Consider the following 20684-nt stretch of genomic DNA (forward strand, 5'->3'; position numbering starts at 1 on the left):
CTGAGCCGGACGGAACTGACTCCGCACCGGCAAGTTCTGCTGGGCAGAAGCGGTGGGTAGACCCCGTACGTCGTGTCGGCCGGCTGGCGATATGGGATAAACCCGAGCAGCGCAGCGGCATTCCCGCACTCGACGGACTGCGCGCGGTAGCGGTCGCCCTGGTGCTCGCGGACCACGGTGGCATCCCCGGCGTGAGCGGCGGGTTTCTGGGCGTCGACGTCTTCTTCGTGCTCAGCGGATTCCTGATCACCTCGTTATTGCTCGACGAGCTCGGGCGTACCGGCCGCATCGACCTCACCGGGTTCTGGATTCGCCGGGCCCGCCGGCTGCTTCCGGCGCTGGTGTTGATGGTGCTGGCCGTCGGCGCGGCCCGCGAACTGCTTCCCGCTCAAGCTCTTACCGGGTTACGCGACGACGCGATCGCGGCGTTCTTATGGGTGGCGAACTGGCGTTTCGTCGCGCAGAAAACCGACTACTTCACCCAGGGTGCGCCGCCGTCGCCGCTGCAGCACGCCTGGTCGCTCGGCGTCGAGGAGCAGTACTACTTCGTCTGGCCGGTCCTGCTGATCGTGGTCACCCTGCTGCTGGCCGCGCGGGCCAAGCGCTACTTCATGCGGGCCACGGTCGGCGATGTGCGCTTCGCCATCTTCCTGATCGCCACGCTGGGTGCGCTGGCTTCCGCGGCGGCAGCGATCGTGTTCGTCTCCGGCGCCACGCGTGATCGCATCTACTTCGGCACCGACACGCGCGCGCAGGCGTTGCTGGTCGGTTCCGCGGCGGCGGCTCTGCTGGTGCGGGATTGGCCGTCGTTGAACCGCGGCTGGTGCATGATCCGCAGTCGCTGGGGGCGGCGGGTCGCCCGGTTGCTGCCGATGATCGGAGTGGCGGGCCTGGCGGCGGCGGCGCACTTCGCGACGGGCACTGTCGGTGATTTCCGGCACGGCTTGCTGATCGGTGTCGCGATCGCGGCGGTCTTCGTGGTCGCCCCGGTGGCGTTGGAGCAGCGCGGCCTGGTCGCCCGCATTCTCGCCGCGCCACCACTGGTCTGGCTGGGCACCATCTCCTACGGCATCTATCTTTGGCATTGGCCAATCTTTCTGGCGCTCAACGGCGAGCGCACCGGATGGTCGGGGCTGCCGTTGTTCGCCGCCCGGTGCGGGCTCACGCTGGCGGTGGCCGCCGCGTCGTATTGGCTGATCGAACAACCCGTCCGGCGCTGGCGACCGGCCCGGGTGGCGCTGCTGCCACTGGCCGCTGCCACCGTGGCCAGCGCCGCGGCGATCACGCTGCTGCTGATTCCGGTCGGCACCGGAACCGGTCTGCGCGAGACCGGCCTGCCCCCGGGCGTTTCGGCGGTCGCCGCGGTGTCGAACGCCCCGCCGGGTGGCAGCCGTCCGGTCGGGCCGCGAAACCCCAACCGGCCGTTCACCGTTTCGGTCTTCGGTGATTCGATCGGGTGGACCTGGATGCACTTCCTGCCCCCGACACCCGGATTCGCGTTCCTCGACCACACGGTCATCGGGTGCAGCCTGGTTCGCGGCACGCCATACCGGTACATCGGCCAGACCCTGGATCAGCGAGCCGAATGCGATACGTGGCCGAGTAGATGGGCAGCGCAGATCAGTCAGGACCAGCCGGACATCGCGCTCCTGATCGTCGGTCGCTGGGAGACCGTGGACCGGGTCAACGAGGGGCAGTGGACCCACATCGGTGACCCGACATTCGACGCGTATCTCAACGCCGAGCTGGAGCGAGCACTCAATATCGTGAGCGCCAGCGGGGTTCGGGTAGTGGTTGCCACGGTGCCGTACAGCCGGGGCGGCGAGAAGCCGGACGGCCGCTTGTATCCCGAGGACCAGCCGGACCGAGTCAATCAGTGGAATGCCATGCTGCGCAAAACCGTTGCGCAGCACAGCGGCGTTGAGATCCTTGACCTGAACAAAAAGCTTTGCCCCGACGGCGTTTACACCGCCAAGGTCGACGGCATCAAGGTGCGCAGTGACGGTGTGCACTTGACCCCGGAAGGGGTCAAGTGGCTGACGCCGTGGCTCGAAGAGTCGTTGCGGTAGGCGCTTAATCGTTGGTTCGGCAGCTGACTTCCATGCTGTCGCTTTCCCGGACCAGGAAATTGAAGCTGGTGTAGCCGTTAACGGGGTCGCGCACGCGGTCGAGATACGGCGCCATGTCGGGCGCGCTGGCGTTGTCGGCGATCACCAAAGCGCCTGTGGTGAGCCGGGGTTCGAGCAATTTGAGCACCGGAAGATAGAGATCCTTCCAGCCGTCCAGCAAGACGAATTCGATCGGCCCGTCTTGGTCCACCAGCGTGGTCAACGCATCGCCTTCGAGAATGGTGATCACGTCGTCCAAGCCGGTCTCGGCGAACGTCTTCTTCGCGGCGGCAATCTTGCTGGCGCTGAGCTCCGTGGTCACCACGCGCCCCACGCCGTTGTCGCGGACGGCCGCCGCGAGATGAATGGCCGAGATACCGAACGACATTCCGAACTCGACCACCGTTATCGGACGGGTCGCGCGAACCAGTGCGTACAGCAGCCGGCCGGCGTCCGGCGTCACCGGGATGTAGAACTCGCTCATCGCCTCGGTGCGTTCGGCGGTGGTCATCGGGCGCTCGAGCTGACCTTGCCGCTCACGCAGCAGTGACATCTGGTTCTTCGTCTCTGTGTACATCCGGTCGAGCACGCTCTCGACGCGAGGGTCTTGCAAGGTTGTCGCCATGCCCTCGAGGGTATGCCTCGGCGACTTTTGCCCGGGCGGTGACCGCATGCTCCGGCGTGTGACCCAGAACACGGATCGTCGCAGTTGCGACAAAAGGGGTTTGACGAGCAGCGGGTGGCAGTGCCAGCATGGTTGGGCAAGCACCTCGGTAGGTGAGGCGTCTGCACGGACACAGGCCACTGACCCCGAACGTCGAGAGACGCCCCGGGTCAGGACAGCTCTTCCCGGACACAAGGGTTGAGCCCAAGTGGCTTCTGGACGAGGAGCGATCGCAAGCGCGGCGAAGCGCAGCGGGTCGCGACCATCGGTCGATCCAGATACGCCGTGCAGTGCCGAAGCTCCGACGAGAGGGGTGCGGCCGGCGGGCTCATGGCCCGGCATTCGTACCTCTCCCGCGTGTGAAACGTGGACACCCGCGCGTGTCATGGCCGTGAGGAGGTGAGGGCGAGATGAGTCCCGGCGATAGTTGCTATCCGAAATCCATCTTGAACCGATCCGGTTCCGGCATTTCTTTCTGCTGACGCAGCTCAAATTGGCTGTTCCGCAACCGTATTGACGGCGGCGAATGCGGGATGTATTTGGCGTGCCGGCGATCCGATCGGGCTTCCGACAGGGGAAGACCATGACTTTTGTTGTTGCGGACCGTATTCGCGGTCTTGGAAGGTTGCGCGGACGGTCGATGCTGCGTGCGGGTCGGCTGCTGACAAACAGGTTGTGCGCCATGCACATCCCGACGCCCGAAGAGCGGGCGAACCTGTATGTGTCGCTGACACCGATCGCCGTGCTCTCGTCCGCGCCCGGCGGACAGTCACCGGGCGGTGGGAAAGACCACCGGTGATGTGTTCCGCCAGCGGTCCCCAGCGGCGGGCGGGGGGTTGGTAGCCCGCCGCTGGGGCGCGTCGAACACCCGACTTTTGTAGCCCGACTTCGAGATAGCGAGAACGACATGACGTTGACTTCCACCCGTCCGCAGGCCGCGCTGGATTCCGCGCACACCGGCGACATCGTCGGAGCGTTCGGCCGCATCAAGCGCGATGACGCCGGTGCGTTGGGCGGCCGGTGGCGGCGGTTACGCACCCTGCTGGTGATCACCGGACCCGGATTGATCGTCATGGTGGGCGACAACGACGCCGGCGGCGTCGCGACGTACGCGCAAGCGGGCCAGGACTACGGGATGAACCTGTTGTGGACGTTGGCTTTGCTGATTCCGGTGCTGTACGTGAACCAGGAGATGGTGCTGCGCCTGGGTGCGGTAGCGCGAGTCGGTCACGCACGCCTGATCTTTGAGCGTTTCGGAAAGTTTTGGGGCGCATTCAGCGTCGGCGATCTGCTGGTCCTGAACGCCCTGACGATCGTCACCGAATTCATCGGTGTCGCCCTGGCGTTGGGATTCCTGGGCTGTCCGAAGATCGTCGCGATCCCCGCCGCCGCGGTACTACTGTTCGCCGTGGTCGCCGGCGGCTCGTTCCGGCGCTGGGAAGGGCTGATGTTCCTGCTGATCGCCGTGAACGTTGTGATGCTCCCGATGGTGCTGATGGTGCATCCGAGTCCGAAAGTGGCTGTCGGCGGTCTTGTTCCACAGTTCCCGGGCGGACTGAACGCAGGCGTCCTGCTGTTGATCATCGCGATCGTGGGGACCACGGTGGCGCCATGGCAGCTGTTCTTCCAACAGTCCAACGTGGTTGACAAGCGCATCACGGCACGCTGGATTCCCTATGCACGAGCGGATTTGATCATCGGTATCGTCGTGGTCATTGTCGGTGCGACGGCGTTGATGGCAGTCACCGCCTTTGGTCTGACCGCAACCGGCAGCTTCACCGATGCCGGTGCGGTCGCAAAAGGGCTGCGCCACCCCGTCGGCGTGCTGTTCGCGATCATTCTTCTCGATGGCTCGTTGATCGGTGCCAATGCGATCGGGCTGGCCACCACCTATGCCATCGGCGACGCGATGGGCAAGCGGCATTCGCTGCACTGGAAAATCAGCGAGGCGCCATTATTTTACGGAGGGTATGCCCTGCTGCTCGGGGCGTCGGCCGCGGTGGCGTTCAGTCCGGATCACATCCTCGGGCTGGTTACCCAGGGTGTGCAGGCGCTGGCCGGCATCCTGTTACCGTCGGCGACCGTGTTCCTGGTCTTGCTCTGCAATGATCGGGCGATCCTGGGACCGTGGGTAAACACGTTGCGGCAGAACGTCGTTGCCTGGGCCATCGTGTGGGCACTGGTGCTGCTGTCGCTGGCGCTGACGGCGGCCACGTTCTTCCCGGATCTGTCCACGGCAGCTCTCGAGGCAGGGCTGGCGGCCGGTGCGGCGGTCGGCGTGGTGTGCGGCGCGGTGGCGATCATCGGCGACCAGTGGTACAGCGACACTCGCGCGGCCAAACTGGCCTCGCCAGTAGGTCGTGCCGAAAGCCGGGCCCTGCGTCGGCAGGAACAGCAGTCTTGGCTTACGCCAGAGCTGAGCTCTCTTGCCCGCCCCGCTCTTTCGCCGATTCGCCGGACCGGGCTGTTGATCCTGCGCGGTTACCTGGTGCTGGCCGTCATATTCGTGATCGTCAAGATCGTGGAGGTTGGCGTCGGCTGACAACTACGGCGAACCATTGGGCAGCAGAACGATTTTGCCGTGTGTGTGCCGGCGCTCGAGTTCCTCGAAGGCGTCAGCCACCCGATCCATCGGGAACGTCGCCGCGATGTCGAAATCGACGGCGCCGCCGGCGACGAGATCGGCGACCTCGGTGAGCACTTCCGCAGTCGACGCGTCGGTGCTGCCTTCGGTCTTGGCGCCGACTTCGCCGGCCTTCTGGAAGGAGATGATCGTGTCGATGCGTTGCGGTGACACCCCGAGATCCACGGCGAGCTGGACGTAATCCGGGCCGAATAGGTCGATGAACGCGTCGATCCCGTTAGGCGCCGCCTCGCGCAGCCGCTCGGCCAACACTTGAAAATCACCGCCGTAGCCGATCGGAACGACGCCGTGCGCCCGCAGCCATTCGGCGTTGCCCTCGCCGGCGATGCCGAGCACGCGCGCCTGGTGCCGGACCAACAGCTGGACGACGAGACTGCCGACACCGCCGGCCGCCGCCGACACGGCGACGGTCTCGCCCGGCTGCGGTGCGACCGCGCGCACAGCAGCGTAGGCGGTCGCACCGACGACATAGAGCGAACCCGCTGCCTCCCAACTCAATTGCGCAGGCTTGCGGATCAACTGATCCACCCCGACGGCGGTGTGGGTGGCATGGCTCGATCGCCGGAAGCTGAACCCCAGCACCTCGTCGCCCACGGTGAACTCGGTGACCCCCGGACCGGTTGCCGTTACGACACCGGCGAGGTCGCTGCCTTGCCCGGACGGAAACGTGGCGGGGAACATCTCGTGCATCGCGCCCGATCGGATCGCGGCCTCGCCGGGATTGATGCCGGCGGCGCGAACCTCGACAACGACTTCACCCTGTCCGGGTGCCGGCATGTCGATATCTTCCACGTACAGCACGTCACGGCCCCCGTACCGGTCGAACCGTACCGCCCGCGCCACCGTAGCCGTCATCTCGATCTCCTCACCCAGTTGAATCGAAACCTGCGCCCGGCCCCTGGCCAGGATAGGCCCCTGCCGACTGGGCGTATGTTCATATGCGCCCACCCTGTTCTCGACCGAAAGGATGCCCATGCGACGCGCGCGTAGGACTGTCACCGGTTGGGTAGCCATCACCATGGTGGTCGGCATCGCGATCACCGGCTGCGGCAAGACGTCGGCCCCGCCATCCGGGAGCGGCACTACGTCGGCACCCAGCACCCCGGCGGGACCGCCCCCGGATTACAGTGCGTTGCTGATCCAGCCCGGTGACATCGGCGGAGATTTCACCGCGCCGCAACCCCCGGTGCTGAATTCCAACAACACGACCGGCGTTGCCCAGCTGTTCGTCAACGCGGACAACAGCCGGCGTATCGGGGACACCATCCTGGTCGTCGCCGATCCCTCGATCGCGGCCGCCGCCCTGGAGAACACCAAGACGAATTACGCGAAGAAGGTCACCGGCCCGTGGCAGCCCGTCGACGTCGGCACTAACGGCGCGATGATCTCGGGCGCGTCGCCGGATAACTCGCAGGCGATCGCGGTGTTGTTGTTCACCGAGGGCAGGGCGCTGGTCAACCTGGAATTCGACAGCGCTCCCAACGACCCAGTCGACCCGGCGGTTGCCACCGACGTCGGCCGCAAGCAAGCCGCGGCGGTCAAGAACGGTTTGCACGGTTAGCTTTTCGGGCTACACCAGCCCGAGCAGGCGCAGATCCGCGACGTATTTTTCGATCAGCCCCTCCGACAAGTGCGGAATGTCTTTGTCCGCACCGATTTTCGCTGCCCGCACCGCACCGCGGAACACATCCGTTGGCGCCGGCGCCCCACGCAGCGGTGCCTCGGGCTTGCGGTAGACGTCGAGCAACGCAAGCACCGAGTGCTGACGCTGTTTGTCCGGCAGCGCCCGCAGCGCCGTTTCGAAACGCCCGAACCATTCGTCATGGTCGTCGATGCGACGGATGTCGTTGCCACCGGCGATCAGCCAGTCCACGAAGACGTCCAGCGAGATGCCGTCGTCGTGCGGGTTCATCACGTCGAAGGACCGGTACTCTCCGGCCGCTGCCGTCTGCTCGCCCAGCGTGGTCACCGACTCGGCCACGAAGTCGGCCGGCAGACCGTCGTAGTGCGCCACCGCCCGGTTTCCTTGCGGGTCGGTCTGATAGAACGACGACGGCGCGATACCGGTCACCAGCAAGCTGAAGATCAACCGGGTGAACGCATCCGGGACATTGAGCTGGCCCGCGTACTGGCTGTGCGCGAGGATCATGTCGGACCGGAATACCGTGGCCGGCAACCCGCACAGGTCGTGCGCCTCCCGCAACAGCACCTCGCCGCCCCACTTGCTGTTCGCGTACCCGTTCGCATAACTGTCGTCGACGGGACGTACCGGGCTGACGGCGCGGATGTCGCCGTCCTCGGCGAACACGCTGGGATCCACCGACATGGCCACCGCAACGGTCGACATGTATGTGACCGGCTTGATGCGTGTCGTGATTGCCAGCCGGATCAATTCGGCGGTGCCCACGACATTCGGGCCGAACAGCTGGTCGTACGGCAGGACGTGGTTGACCAGTGCCGCGGGGTGCACGATCATTTCGACGTCTTGGGCGAGGCGCAGCCAAGTCGCTTGGTCCAAACCAAGATTCGGTTCGGAGATGTCGCCGACGATGACTTCGAGATGATCGGCGGCCAGCGTTCGGTACCGCTTCAGTAGTCCCGGATCACCACTGTCGAAAACAGCCTCCAGGCGTTTGGCGGCGGCTTCGGTGTCGGTGCCGCGGATGACGGTGATGAGCTTTCCGCCTCTATCGGCAAGCCGCTCAAGCCATTCCAAGGTGAGGAAGCGACCCAGATAGCCGTTGGCGCCGGTGAGCAGCACCGTATGCGGCGTGCCGGTGGCGTGCGGCAGCTTTGGGGCCGCGTTCAGGGTGGCGGCGTCGATGAACTTGTCGAGAGTGAGTTCGGACGCGCGAACTTCGCTGGCGCCGCGGCCATGCACGGTCGAGAAGGTGGGTCGCTTGGCGCCGGATTCACGTTCGGATTCCACATATTCCGCGAGTTGACGCAAGTCGGACGCCGGGCTGATGATCTGCCCCACCGGCACTTGCACATCGAAGATGTCCTGCAGCAGGTTAGAGAAGGTCAGGGCGGACAGCGAGTCACCGCCCAGCTCCAGGAACTGGGTATGCGGTTGCGGCGGACCGCCGGGCAGGCCCAGTAACGCCTGGGCGGCGCGCGTCAGCGTGTCGATGACCGGGCGGTCCGCCGCGCCTTCGCGCAGCGCGCGCAGCTCGGCGGTGCGGGTGGCGGCGAGCTCGGAGTAGAGGTCTTCCAGTCGTGCGCCGTAGTGTTCTTTCAGCTTGGGGCGCAGCAACTTTCCCACCCCCGACAGCAGTCCGTTGTCCTCGCTGAACGGCTCGGAGTCGACCAGGAAGTCGGCGGGCACTTCATAGGATTGCAGCTCGGCGAGTTTGGCGGTGCGGCGCAGGGATTCGTTCAGCGCTGCCTTGAGGCCGTCCGGATCGCCGGCGAATCGTTGCTCGGCTTCCCGGGTCGGGACCACGACCGCCACCAGGTAAGGCCGTTCGCTGTTGCCGTACACGAAGATCTGCCGCACCAGCGCGGCGCTGCTGAAGACGGCTTCCAGGCGTGCCACCGCGACGAATTCGCCTTGCGCCAACTTCAATACGTTGTTGCGGCGGTCGACGTAGACCAGACGATCCGGTCCGACTTCGGCCATCACGTCACCGGTGCGGTAGTAGCCGTCGGGGTCGAACGCATTCGCCGTCACATCGGGGCGTTTGAAATACCCGCCGAACGCGGTCTGCGACTTCACCAGCAGCTCGCCGCGCGGGTACGGCTTGTCGGTGTGGAAATAACCCAGCTCGGGCACGTCGATCAGTTTGTAGTCGAGGATCGGCGGCCGGCTCACCACACCGTCCTTGAATACCATCCCCACCTCGGTCAAGCCGTAGCCGTCGAGCACGTGGGTGTCCAAACACGATTCGATGAAGGTCTTCATCTCGGCGGCCAGCGGTGCGGTGGTGGAGAAGGCGGTGATCACGCGACCGCCCAGAAGTTGTTCGCGCAGTTCGGCTTTCGCCGCCGCGTCAGCAGCCTCGGGTTCGGCACCCTGACCGATCAGGCGCTCCACCGCGCTCTGGTAACGCTGGAAGAGCATCTCGACCACCCGCGGCACCATGCCCATCTCCGTCGGGCGCACCAGGTTCCAGTCGTCGAACAATGTGGAGAGGTCACTCTCCGGCACGAAATAGCTGGTGCCACCGGCTTGGAACGACGACGACAGCGGTATCCGTCCGCCCACGTGGTTCAGCGGCATGAAGTTGACGTTGAACACCGGTACATCAGCGAATTCGGGGTAGAGCTCGTTGGTCCACAGCTTCAAGATCATGCGCTCGGTGTACATCGCCCCTTTGGGCAGGCCGGTGCTGCCCGAGGTGTACATGATCATGGCCAGCCGCTCGTCGGTTTCGCCGGTGTAGGACGGCTCCGGTGGCAATGCACGGCCACGCTCGACCAATTCGTCGAAGGTCTCGACGGTGACCGCCATGCCGGCCTCGGCCAATTTCGCCTGCGCGCGCAGGAAGTTCTCCCGCTGATCGTCGATGTCCGCCTGATAGTCGAAGACCACCAGACGCCGCAACGATGTGCTGCCCAGCGCGGCCTCGACGGCGAGGTCCAGATACTCCGCCCCGGCGGCCAGCACCTGGGGTTCGATTTCGGTGACGATCGGCTGAAGCCGCGTCGCCGTTGCGTTGTGCTGCAGCGGCACCGCCACCAGGCCCAGGTAGCCGGTCACCAGGTCGAGCGTCAAGTACTCGGGGCTCGCGAAACCGAGAGTCGCGACCACGTCCCCCGGCGCCACCGGGGTGGCCTCGTCGCGCCGCCACGCCGTGGCGACGGCGCGCACGTTGGCCCACAGATCGCGGTAGCTGATCGTGTCGAATCGGGGGAGCAGCCGAGTGGTGGTGCGGCCGGTCGTAGGATCGGTGCTCAGCTCGCGAGCGCGCCATCCCAATGCGGGACGGTCGCCGTAGCCTTCGACGAACGTCTCCAGGATCTGCGGAAGCCGAAGACCGGGCCGGCGGGCCGCGGCCTGCAGCGCGAGATCCGGCCTGGCGTATTGATATTGCTCGTCGGTCGCCACCACACGCCTGATGCGCTCGGCCACTCGTTCTCGTGGGGTGGTCGTCACACTCGCGCTGGTGCCGTTGTCGCGCTTCGCATCAATAGTCATGACCAGCCCCAGGCTCTCGTTCGGACGACTCTCTAGCGCAAACCGTCGGCCCGCTACGAGTCTTCCACCCGGTCACTGTGACCGTGGCCACACCCAGCTCGAGGCCCTCCACCGGGGCCCGAAATGGTTACGCGACGACCTGAATGGGATCGCCGACGTTGACGTTGTTGAAGTACCACGCGGCGTTGTCCGGGCTCAGGTTGATGCATCCGTGGCTGACGTTGGCGTGGCCCTGCGAGTCGACGGACCAGGGTGCCGAGTGCACGTACACACCGCTCCAGGTGACGCGGACCGCGTACTGGGCGGTGATCTTGTATCCCTCGGGCGAACTCAGCGGGATACCGATCGTCCGCGAGTCCATCACGACGCTGCGTTGTTTCTCGAGGGCGGTGAAGTTACCGATCGGCGTCGGGCGGCTGGGCTTACCCATCGAGGCGGGCATCGTGCGCAGAATTTCCCCGTCCCTGCTCACGGTGAAGGTGTGCGCGGAGAGGCTGGCCACCCCCAGGAATGCGTCACCGGTGTCGAAGCCCGTTGTCAGCTCCTGCACGCCCACCGAAACGTGGCTGTGGGCAGGCCAATACTGGTTCGGAACCCATTGCACGACGTTGTTTTCGGGCCACTCGAAGTGTCCGGTGATGTTGCTAGGGGAGGCCACGTGGATGGAGCGTTCCACGGCGGACCGGTCGGTCACCGGCGCGGTGAATTTCACGACGACCGGGTGTGCAATTCCCACCACCGCGCCGTCGGCCGGCAAAATCGAGGCAATTGCGGGGGTTGGTGCCGGTACCGGGACCGAGGCGACCGCGTGGGAACCGGATCCCAACACGCCAAAGCCCGTGATCGCGACCATAACAAATAGATAACGAACCCCACGACGCATGGCGTCAACCCTCCGAGATGGTGCGATCAACACGACGATATTCTACTGGCAGTCTGATCATTACGGTTTTTAGCAAACAATGACACTCCGCCCGGTCTCCACGGTAACGATCGGATCAACGGATGAGTTCGATCGGCGGCGACCGGCTGACCTCAGCGGAATCGGCGCCGCCGAACCGAGGAGGTGCGAGTGCTCTTTCGTCAGCTGGAGTACTTCGTCGCGGTCGCCCAGGAGCGCCACTTCGCTCGGGCCGCCGAGAAGTGTTACGTGTCGCAGCCCGCGCTGTCCGCCGCGATTGCCAAGCTGGAACGTGAATTGAACGTCACGCTGATCAATCGCGGACACAGCTTCGAAGGCCTCACCCCCGAAGGGGAGCGACTGGTCGTGTGGGCCAAACGGATTCTGGCCGAGCACGACGCATTCAAGGCCGAGGTAGATGCGGTGCGATCGGGAATTACCGGAACGCTTCGGCTGGGCGCTGTGCCCACCGCATCGACAACGGCGTCACTGGTGCTGTCTGCCTTCTGCTCGGCTCATCCATTGGTCAAGGTGCACATCAATTCCCGGCTGGCCGCCACTGAACTGTACCGGCGCTTGCGGGAATTCGAGCTCGACGCCGCGATCGTGCACGCATCACACGATGATGCCCACGAGGTGGACCTGGTGCCGCTATATACCGAGCGCTACGTGCTGCTGTCGCCGGCGGATATGTTGCCGTCCGGCGCATCGACGTTGCGGTGGCCGGATGCCGCGCAGTTGCCGCTGGCCTTGCTCACCGCGGACATGCGGGACCGGCAAATCATCGACGAGGCGTTCGCCGGGCACGGCATCACCGTCACTCCGCAAGTCGAAACCGACTCGGTGGCTTCGCTACTCGCACAGGTCGCCTCCGGCAACTGGGCATGCATCGTTCCGCACACCTGGCTGTGGACATCGCCGCTGGGCGGCGAGATTCGTGCGGTCGAAATGGTCGATCCGGCAGTCAAGGCCGAGATCACGTTGGCCACCAATGCCTCCGGGCCCGGGTCGCCGGTCGCCAGGGCGCTCGTCGCCTGCGCGCATGAGCTTTCGCTGGACGAGTTCTTCAACGCCCAACTGATTGGGGTCACCCGTCGGCGCTGACCTTCCGGTTGGCCGCGCTGGTCGGGTTGAGACTCGCCAGGTGTCCGCTCTCCACCCCGGCCGCCGGGTCGAGTTCGCAGTCGATCAGCGACGGCCCGTTCGACGCGAGCGCCTCCGTGAGCGCCGACTGCAGCTCGGCCGGAGTGGTGACATGATATCCCTTGCCGCCGAACGCTTCTGCCAGTAGCTCATGACGTGCACCGGCGTTGAGCACGGTGGGGGCGGGGCTGTCGCCGGTAGGCTCTTCATCGCCGCGGTACACGCCGCCGTTGTTGAGGATGACGACTGTTACCGGCAGCCGGTAGCGGCAGATCGTCTCGATCTCCATGCCGCTGAACCCGAATGCGCTGTCGCCCTCGATCGCGACGACGGGCCGGCCCGTCTCGACGGCGGCGGCGATCGCGTAGCCCATGCCGATGCCCATCACGCCCCAGGTCCCGGTGTCCAGGCGGTGCCGCGGCAGCTCCATCTCGATCACGTTGCGGGCCAGGTCCAGCGCATTGGCCCCCTCATTGACCACATAGACATCCGGATTCGCTTGCAGCACTGAACGAATCGCGCCGAGTGCGTTGTAAAACCGCATCGGGTGCGGATTCTCGGCGAGCCGCTCGCTCATCTTGGCATCGTTTCGGGCTCGGCGATCGGCCAGCTCGTCGGTCCATTCCGTCGGCACCGTGATCGGCCGGGTGGCCAGACCGTCGCGCAATGCAAACATCACCGAACCGATGTCGCCGGCCAGCGGTGCCACGATCGGCTGGTTGCTGTCGAACTCCGACGCCGCGATGTCGATCTGCACGAACTTGGCGTCGGCGGCCCACTGCGGCGATTCGCCATGGCCGAGCAGCCAATTCAGCCGCGCGCCGACCAGCAACACCGCATCGGCGCGGGCGATGGCCAGCGAGCGTGCGGCCGCCGCGGACTGGCGATGCGAATCCGGCAATAGGCCCTTGGCCATCGACATGGGCAGGAACGGAATTCCGGTGGATTCGACGAAGTCCCGGATCACGCCGTCGGCCTGCGCGTACGCGGCGCCCTTACCGAGCACTATCAGCGGCCGGCGCGCCCGCGCCAGCACGTCCAGCGCACGATCGACCGCCTCCGGGGCGGGCAGCTGGCGCGGTGCGGGATCGATGACCCGCCAGACGCTTTCGGCCCCCTCGGCAGCGTCCATGGCCTGCCCCAGCACCGCGCCCGGGATGTCGAGGTAGACACCGCCCGGCCGGCCCGAGACCGCGGTGCGGATCGCGCGTGCGATCGCGAGCCCGATGTCCTCGACCCGCTCGACGCGGTAGGCCGCCTTCACGAAAGGCCGCGCGGCGTTGAGCTGATCCAGGTCCTGATAGTCGCCGCGCTGCAAGTCGACCAGCGCTCGATTGCTCGAACCCGAGATCTGGATCATCGGGAAGCAGTTCGTGGTCGCGTTGGCCAAAGCGGGCAGACCGTTGAGAAACCCGGGCCCGGAGGTCGTCAGGCACACGCCCGGGCGGCCGGTGAGAAACCCGGCCGCCGCGGCGGCGTTGCCGGCGGAAGTCTCCTGCCGGAAACCGATGTACCGCATGCCACAGGCCTGCGCGACCCGGGCAAGGTCGGTGATCGGGATGCCGACGATTCCATAGATCGTGTTGATGTCATTGGCCTTAAGGGCATCGACGACGAGGTGGAAGCCGTCGGTCAGGGCGGCGTCCGCCGCCTCGTCCGGCGCAGCGGCCGATGATGCCGAAAGTGTGGTCATTGCCCGACTCCTCGCGTGTCCATGCCTGTCATCCATCACTGTGGTCCGGGTCCCCGCCGCTGTCCAAGACCAAGCCGCTATGCAGCGATTCACGGTGATTATCGACCGCTGCTCAGCCAATCGATAGCCGCGGATTATCGATCGTGAGCTGAACAGTATTGGACGAACAGGGAGGTTTCTCTGCATCGTGCAATCAGGTGCTGATACACATGCGAGAAAGCGGAAGGACTATGGCGATGTCTGACTTGATCACCCCGGCGGCGGGGTTGACCGACGAATCCCCGAGCATCGCCGATCTGGTGGCGGCGGCCGCAATCCGGGAGCCGGAGGCGACGGCGCTCGTCGTCACTCCCGATCGCAGGCCGGTCAGCTACGGCGAGCTGGTGCGACTGGTCGACGACTTGGCCGGACAGCTCAAGGACGGCGGCCTGCGGCCGGGGGACCGGATCGCGCTGCGCTCAGGCAGCAACGCCGAATTCGTCGTGGGTTTGTTGGCGGCGTCCCGCGCTGGGCTGATCGCGGTGCCGCTGGACCCGGCGTTGCCCGTCGGTGACCAGCGTGCCCGCAGTGAGGTCGCCGGCGCGGGTGTGGTGCTTGTCGACGGCGAGGGTCCCGGTGACAAGGAGGAGCCGGGATTGGTGTGGTGGACGTTCGCGGTGACCGTCGGCGCTGACGGCGCCGCGTCGTCGGTCGACCTGGACGCGCCCGCGGCACCGAACCCGGACGCGGCGGTGCCCGAGGGCCTCCGCGACGACGACGCGATGATCATGTTCACCGGCGGCACCACCGGGATGCCGAAGATGGTCCCGTGGACACACACGAACATCGCCAGCTCGGTGCGGGCCATCATCGCCGCCTATCAGCTGGGCCCGGCGGATGCGACGGTCGCGGTGATGCCGCTCTACCACGGCCACGGTCTGATCGCCGCGCTGCTGTCGACGCTGGCATCCGGTGGGACCGTGCTGTTGCCCGCGCGAGGGAAGTTCTCGGCGCACACCTTCTGGGACGACATCAACGCCGTCGGGGCCACCTGGTACACCGCGGTTCCGACCATTCACCAGATCCTGTTGGAGCGCGCCAAGACGCAGCGACCGGAACGCGGAGGGGTCGCGCTGCACTTCATCCGCAGCTGCAGCGCTCCGCTCACCACGGAAACGGCTCAGGCCCTGCAAGACACCTTCGGCGCCAGCGTGGTATGCGCGTTCGGGATGACCGAAGGCACCCATCAGGTCGCCACCACTGACATCGAGCAAGACCAAAACCCCGCCGAGACAACAGGTCTCGTCGGAAAGTCAACCAGCCCGGAGATCCGGATCGCCGGGCCCGGCGGTGAATCGCTGCCGCCCGAGGCCGTCGGCGAGGTCTGGCTTCGTGGCCCGACCGTGGTGCGCGGCTACCTCGGCGACCCGGCGATCACCGCCGCCAACTTCACCGACGGCTGGCTGCGCACCGGCGACCTCGGGTCGCTGTCCCCCGCGGGTGACCTGAGCATTCGCGGGCGGATCAAGGAACTGATCAACCGGGGCGGCGAGAAGATTTCGCCGGAACGCGTCGAGGGCGTGCTGGCCAGCCACCCCGGCATCCTGGAGGTGGCCGTGCTCGGGCTGCCGGACACGATGTACGGCGAGACGGTGGCCGCGGTGATCGTCGCGCGGGGCACGACTGCGCCCAGCCCCGAGGAGCTGACGGAATTCTGCCGTGACCGGCTGGCGCCCTACGAGGTGCCGGCCACCTTCCTGCACACCGGCGAACTGCCGCATACCGCCAAGGGTTCGCTGGATCGGCGGGCCGTGGCCCGGCAGTTTGGCGGAGTCTGAGAAAGGCTGTGCGCCAACCTCACTGGCCCGACGTCACGTTCCCCCACGCGGCGCGCGCACCCGAATCACCGACCCGGTAGGTCTGCACCAGGGTGGCCACCGCCGCGATGACCACCAGCGCCCCGACCGCGGCGTGCAGGGTGAGTTTCATGTCCACACCGTGCGCCTCACGCACGTGCAGCACGGCCAGCGCCGTGACCGTCGCCGCCAGTGCCGCGACGATGTAGATCAGGGTGGAGCCGAGTTGCTCGTGGTTGGTGAGCACCGGCGTCTGAGCACCGACGCGAGCCGACAGCCAGACGCCCGCGGTGGTCGTCAACGGGGTCAGGACGAGCGTGCCCACCGCCAGCAACAGAACCAGCCAGATCAGCCGGCGCCGCGCGGCGGGCCACACCACGCACAGGATCGCCAGAACCGCCGCCAGCGGAGCCAGGACAACGACGAAATGATTGAGCAGGATATGGGCAGGAAGCCCATTGAACGTTGACATACGCGAATCCGGGGCTCCCAATCTGGCTGTTTATCAAGTGCTTTCAAACAGTAGCCTTCGCTCGGGTCGCAGCGGACTCCGGCATCGGTTCGTAGCGGGCAAACGTGCGGGTGAACGACGCTGCGCCGTGCGCCAGCGAACGCAGATCGATCGCGTATCGGGTCAGTTCGACCGCGGGGACCTCGGCGCGCACCAGCGTGCGGTCCTGGCCCGCGGTGTCGGTTCCCAGCACGCGACCGCGCCGGCCGGACAAGTCTCCCATCACCGCGCCGACGAAATCGTCGGGCACCAGCACCGCGATCTCGTCGATCGGCTCGAGCAGTGCGATTTTCGTCGCGGCGGCGGCCTCCCGCAGCGCCAGGGAACCCGCCATCTGGAACGCGAAGTCCGACGAGTCCACGCTGTGGGCCTTGCCGTCGAGCAGGGTGACTCGGATGTCGACCACCGGATATCCCGCGTGCACGCCCTTTTCCATCTGCGCGCGGACTCCCTTCTCCACGCTCGGGATGAATTGTCGCGGGACCGCCCCGCCGACCACCTTGTCGACGAACTCGAATCCGGAGCCTTCCGGCAGCGGCTCCACCTCGATGTCACACACCGCGTATTGGCCGTGACCGCCGGACTGCTTGACGTGGCGACCGTGGCCTTTTGCCTTGCCGCCGAACGTCTCCCGCAGCGGGACGCGCAGTTCCACCGCGTCCACGGTGACGCCGTAGCGGCTGGCCAGTGCCTCGAGCACGACGCCGGCGTGGGCCTCACCCATGCACCACAGCACGATCTGGTGTGTTTCCTGATTCTGCTCGATCCGCAGGGTCGGGTCCTCGGCGGCCAACCGGCCCAGCCCGACCGACAGCTTGTCCTCGTCGGTCTTGGCATGGGCCGCAATGGCGATCGGCAGCAGCGGTTCGGGCATCGCCCACGGTTTGAGCACCAGGGGCGCGGCCTTGTCGGACAGGGTGTCGCCGGTCTCGGCACGGCTGAGCTTGCCGATCGCGCAGATGTCGCCGGCCACCACCTCGGGTGCGGGTCGCTGCTGCTTGCCCAGCGGGAAGGACAGCACCCCGATGCGTTCGTCTTCGTCGTGGTCGGGGTGGGTGCGGCCGCGGGAGCCGTTGCCGTTGGTCTGCCCGAAGAAGGCCGAAAAATGGCCCGACACATGCACCGTCGTGTCGGGCCGGATGGTCCCGGAAAACACCCGGACCAGACTCACCCTGCCGACGTAGGGGTCAGACGTCGTCTTCACCACCTCTGCCAACAACGGCGCTGCCGCGTCGCACGCCAGCTCGGCGTGCGGAGCGCCATGCGGCGTAAACACCTCCGGCATCCGATGTTCCATCGGGGACGGGAACCCACGGGTAGCGACCTCGAGCAGTTCCAGGGTGCCGACGCCGGTGCCGCTGCAGACCGGGATCACCGGGAAGAACGACCCGCGGGCGACCGCGCGCTCCAGGTCGTCGATCAGCACGGCCTCGTCGATCGCCGCACCGCCGAGGTAGCGCTCCATCAGGGACTCGTCCTCGGATTCCTCGATGATGCCCTCGATCAGCGTGCCGCGCGCGTCCTCGATCCGGTCGGCGTCGCCGGGATCGGGCGCCTCGATGGTCCGGGTGCGACCGGAGTATCGGTAGCGCTGCTGCGACAGCAGGCCGATCAAGCCTTCGCAGGCCGGCGAGCCGATCGGCAGGTAGAGCGGTAAAACCTTGTCGCCGAACGCGTTTTGGGCGGCCTGCAGCGCTTCCAGGTAGTTGGCGCGGGCATGGTCGAGCTTGGTGATCACCACGGCGCGGGGCATGCCGACCTGGCTGCACTCCTGCCACAGCGACTTGGTCGGTTCGTCAATGCCGTCGCAGCCCTCGTTGGCCGCGATCACGAACAATGCGCAATCCGCGGCACGCAATCCGGCGCGCAGCTCGCCGACGAAGTCGGCGTAGCCGGGCGTGTCGACCAGGTTGATCTTGATGCCGCCGTGCGCCAGCGAGGCCACCGCGACGCCCACCGACCGCTGTTGGCGGATCTCGGCGTCGTCGTAGTCGCAGACGGTGCTGCCGTCGGTCACCGATCCCGCCCTGGTCAGCACGCCGCCCGCGACGAGCAGGGCCTCGACCAGCGTCGTCTTGCCGCCGCCCGAGGGGCCCACCAGAACGACGTTGCGGACATCGCCGGGACAGTTGGCGGTGGGAGCTGCTCCCGTGCCCACCGAAGCGTTCGCCTTGTCCGCCATGACCTTCCTCCAGTCCGCTCGGTCCGGCACGGTGTGTCCTAGCTCACACAACGTATTCAGGCAACCTTTCTCCCAACTGCCGCCCAATACAAGGCCACGGGCCGGCCACAATTGCCCGCTGCGACGCGCCGGGTCAGGCGTGCCAGCTCGACCAGCGGTGCACCGTGATCTCGATGACTGGGCCGTTGAGCGAAACCGATTGGTACTGAGGGTATTTGGCGCGCAACAGCCGGTAGCCGGTGTGCAGTGCCGCGCCGTCGGTATGGATGCGAGCCTCGCCGTCGGCCCGGACCCACCACAACTGCGTCCACTCGTCGGCGTAATGGTCAACGAGCAGGCTGACCTGCGCGTTGCTCGCGATGTTGGCCAGCCGGCGCAGCCGCTGCGTGCTCTTGGGTTTCGCGTCGATCGCGGTGTAGACCATGTCGCTGACGCCTTCATGGACCGCGAAGACAACCGGCACCAGGTGCGGTTTTCCGTCGGCCGAACTGGTCGCCAGCCGCGCCACCGGGGACCGCGTGAACCGAGCTTTGGGGTCGGATTCGCCCACTGAACCAGCTTAGAGCCAGCTAACGGGCGTAAAAGCCGATCAGCGTTCCGTGCGCCCTGAACTAGCTACCTGCATTACGGTGAGGTACACAAAATGTGCGGTCCAGACGTGGAGGCTGGGCCGCTTCTGGTTCGCACCCCAATCAGGGAGGTACGGGATGAGCAAAGGGCACCCCCGCTCGGTCTGGTGGTCATGGCTGGTCAGTGTGCTGGCTGTGGTGGGACTGGGTCTGGGCCTGAACACGGTGCCGGCAGCTGCATCGCCGTCAACCCTGGCGTCCGACCGCGTCCCCGACGCACCGATGTTCCCGCTGGACATCGCCGGCCAGGTCGGACCCGCGGTCGTCAACATCAGCACCCGGTTCGGCTACAACAACGCGATCGGGGCCGGAACCGGAATCGTCATCGATCCCGGTGGTGTAGTGCTCACCAACAACCACGTGATCTCGGCTGCCACTGACATCTCCGCGTTCGATGTCGGCAATGGCCAGACCTACGGTGTCGACGTGATCGGCTACTCCCGCACCGCCGATATCGCGGTGCTGCAGCTGCGGGGGGCCGGCGGCCTGCCTGCCGCCGCAATCGGTGGCGGCGTCGGGGTCGGCGAGCCGGTGACCGCGCTCGGCAACACCCACGGACAGGGCGGAGCGCCGAGCGTGGTGCCCGGACGCGTCGTCGCGCTCAACCAGACCGTCTCGGCCACCGACACCCTGACCGGCGCCGACGAGACGCTGGGTGGACTGATCCAGGCCGACACCGCGATCAAGCCCGGCGACTCGGGTGGGCCGCTGGTCAACAACGCCGGGCAGGTGGTCGGCGTGGACACCGCCGCCACCGACAGCTACAAGATGTCCGGCGGACAAGGCTTCGCGATCCCGATCGGTCACGCGATGGGCGTCGCCAACCAGATCCGCTCCGGCGCCGGGTCCAACACCGTGCACATCGGGCCCACGGCCTTCATCGGCATGGGCGTTGCGGAAAACGGCGGCAACGGTGCCCGGGTCCAACGCCTGGTCGACGGCGGTCCCGCCGCGGGGAGTGGCATTGCGCCCGGTGACATCATCACCGCGGTGGACAATGTGCCGATCAACGGTCCCACCGCGATGACCGACGTCCTGGTCCCGCATCACCCCGGGGACGTGATCACGCTGCACTGGAACTCCGGCGGCGCTCCCCGCAGCGGGCCTGTGACGCTGGGCGACGGGCCTCCGGCCTGATCGGGAAGCGCCCAAATGCCTGACCGGAGGCCAATTCGGTTGCTGGGAGGGCAGATTAGCGAGGTGGTTCCGATCTGCTCGCCTCGGGTACACGTGG

Annotated in this window: 15 protein-coding genes and 1 riboswitch; of the genes, 7 read left to right on the forward strand and 8 right to left on the reverse strand. The window is 66.5% G+C overall.

What is annotated here, in order from left to right:
- Positions 1-83: 83 nt before the first annotated feature.
- Positions 84-2069: an acyltransferase family protein gene (locus AC5Y5O_RS06500; protein WP_500024446.1), complete on the forward strand. Its 1986-nt coding sequence runs from the start codon at positions 84-86 to the stop codon at positions 2067-2069.
- A 4-nt stretch (positions 2070-2073) separates the two neighbouring features.
- On the opposite strand, the gene AC5Y5O_RS06505 is transcribed toward AC5Y5O_RS06500, so the two are convergent.
- On the reverse strand, positions 2074-2733 hold the full coding sequence (locus AC5Y5O_RS06505) for an O-methyltransferase (protein ID WP_096283646.1): 660 nt from the start codon (positions 2731-2733) through the stop codon (positions 2074-2076).
- Positions 2734-2870: 137 nt separating this feature from the next.
- A riboswitch (M-box (ykoK) riboswitch) is annotated at positions 2871-3092 on the forward strand.
- 263 nt (positions 3093-3355) lie between these two features.
- Here AC5Y5O_RS06505 and AC5Y5O_RS06510 point away from each other — a divergent pair.
- Both AC5Y5O_RS06510 and AC5Y5O_RS06515 read left to right on the forward strand, forming a co-directional pair.
- Positions 3356-3571: a hypothetical protein gene (locus AC5Y5O_RS06510; protein WP_500024297.1), complete on the forward strand. Its 216-nt coding sequence runs from the start codon at positions 3356-3358 to the stop codon at positions 3569-3571.
- 108 nt (positions 3572-3679) lie between these two features.
- On the forward strand, positions 3680-5314 hold the full coding sequence (locus AC5Y5O_RS06515) for an NRAMP family divalent metal transporter (protein ID WP_500024299.1): 1635 nt from the start codon (positions 3680-3682) through the stop codon (positions 5312-5314).
- A 3-nt stretch (positions 5315-5317) separates the two neighbouring features.
- On the opposite strand, the gene AC5Y5O_RS06520 is transcribed toward AC5Y5O_RS06515, so the two are convergent.
- Positions 5318-6271, reverse strand: a complete 954-nt coding sequence (locus AC5Y5O_RS06520) for an NADP-dependent oxidoreductase (protein ID WP_500024301.1) — start codon at positions 6269-6271, stop codon at positions 5318-5320.
- Between the two features lie 118 nt (positions 6272-6389).
- Between AC5Y5O_RS06520 and AC5Y5O_RS06525 the strand changes: the two genes are divergently transcribed.
- A complete protein-coding gene (locus AC5Y5O_RS06525; RefSeq protein ID WP_243393728.1) occupies positions 6390-6977 on the forward strand; it encodes a hypothetical protein in 588 nt (195 codons plus the stop codon).
- A gap of 9 nt (positions 6978-6986) precedes the next feature.
- On the opposite strand, the gene car is transcribed toward AC5Y5O_RS06525, so the two are convergent.
- Together car and AC5Y5O_RS06535 are read right to left on the reverse strand one after the other, a co-directional pair.
- Positions 6987-10556, reverse strand: a complete 3570-nt coding sequence (car, locus tag AC5Y5O_RS06530) for a carboxylic acid reductase (RefSeq protein WP_500024303.1) — start codon at positions 10554-10556, stop codon at positions 6987-6989.
- Between the two features lie 127 nt (positions 10557-10683).
- On the reverse strand, positions 10684-11439 hold the full coding sequence (locus AC5Y5O_RS06535) for a L,D-transpeptidase (protein WP_096283653.1): 756 nt from the start codon (positions 11437-11439) through the stop codon (positions 10684-10686).
- Positions 11440-11628: 189 nt separating this feature from the next.
- Here AC5Y5O_RS06535 and AC5Y5O_RS06540 point away from each other — a divergent pair, with 189 nt between their 5' ends.
- Positions 11629-12561, forward strand: coding sequence for a LysR family transcriptional regulator (locus AC5Y5O_RS06540; RefSeq protein ID WP_096283655.1), 933 nt, complete (start codon positions 11629-11631; stop codon positions 12559-12561).
- On the opposite strand, the gene oxc is transcribed toward AC5Y5O_RS06540, so the two are convergent.
- Positions 12545-14293 carry an oxalyl-CoA decarboxylase gene (gene oxc / locus AC5Y5O_RS06545; protein ID WP_500024306.1) on the reverse strand — a complete coding sequence of 583 codons (1749 nt, stop codon included), beginning with the start codon at positions 14291-14293 and terminating at the stop codon, positions 12545-12547. The two genes, AC5Y5O_RS06540 and oxc, sit on opposite strands and share 17 nt — an antisense overlap.
- Before the next feature lie 230 nt (positions 14294-14523).
- Between oxc and AC5Y5O_RS06550 the strand changes: the two genes are divergently transcribed.
- Positions 14524-16110, forward strand: a complete 1587-nt coding sequence (locus AC5Y5O_RS06550; RefSeq protein ID WP_096283659.1) for a FadD7 family fatty acid--CoA ligase — start codon at positions 14524-14526, stop codon at positions 16108-16110.
- A 19-nt stretch (positions 16111-16129) separates the two neighbouring features.
- On the opposite strand, the gene AC5Y5O_RS06555 is transcribed toward AC5Y5O_RS06550, so the two are convergent.
- From AC5Y5O_RS06555 to AC5Y5O_RS06565, 3 genes are all read right to left on the reverse strand, one after another.
- Positions 16130-16600, reverse strand: a complete 471-nt coding sequence (locus tag AC5Y5O_RS06555; protein ID WP_096283661.1) for a DUF2231 domain-containing protein — start codon at positions 16598-16600, stop codon at positions 16130-16132.
- 43 nt (positions 16601-16643) lie between these two features.
- Positions 16644-18821: an elongation factor G-like protein EF-G2 gene (locus tag AC5Y5O_RS06560; RefSeq protein WP_096283663.1), complete on the reverse strand. Its 2178-nt coding sequence runs from the start codon at positions 18819-18821 to the stop codon at positions 16644-16646.
- A gap of 133 nt (positions 18822-18954) precedes the next feature.
- Complete coding sequence (locus AC5Y5O_RS06565; protein WP_096283665.1) at positions 18955-19371, reverse strand: TIGR03668 family PPOX class F420-dependent oxidoreductase; 417 nt, start codon at positions 19369-19371, stop codon at positions 18955-18957.
- A 157-nt stretch (positions 19372-19528) separates the two neighbouring features.
- Between AC5Y5O_RS06565 and AC5Y5O_RS06570 the strand changes: the two genes are divergently transcribed.
- Positions 19529-20587 carry a S1C family serine protease gene (locus AC5Y5O_RS06570; RefSeq protein WP_096283667.1) on the forward strand — a complete coding sequence of 353 codons (1059 nt, stop codon included), beginning with the start codon at positions 19529-19531 and terminating at the stop codon, positions 20585-20587.
- The last annotated feature ends 97 nt before the right edge of the window (positions 20588-20684 follow it).

It is taken from the genome of Mycobacterium sp. NGS40 (assembly GCF_059812735.1).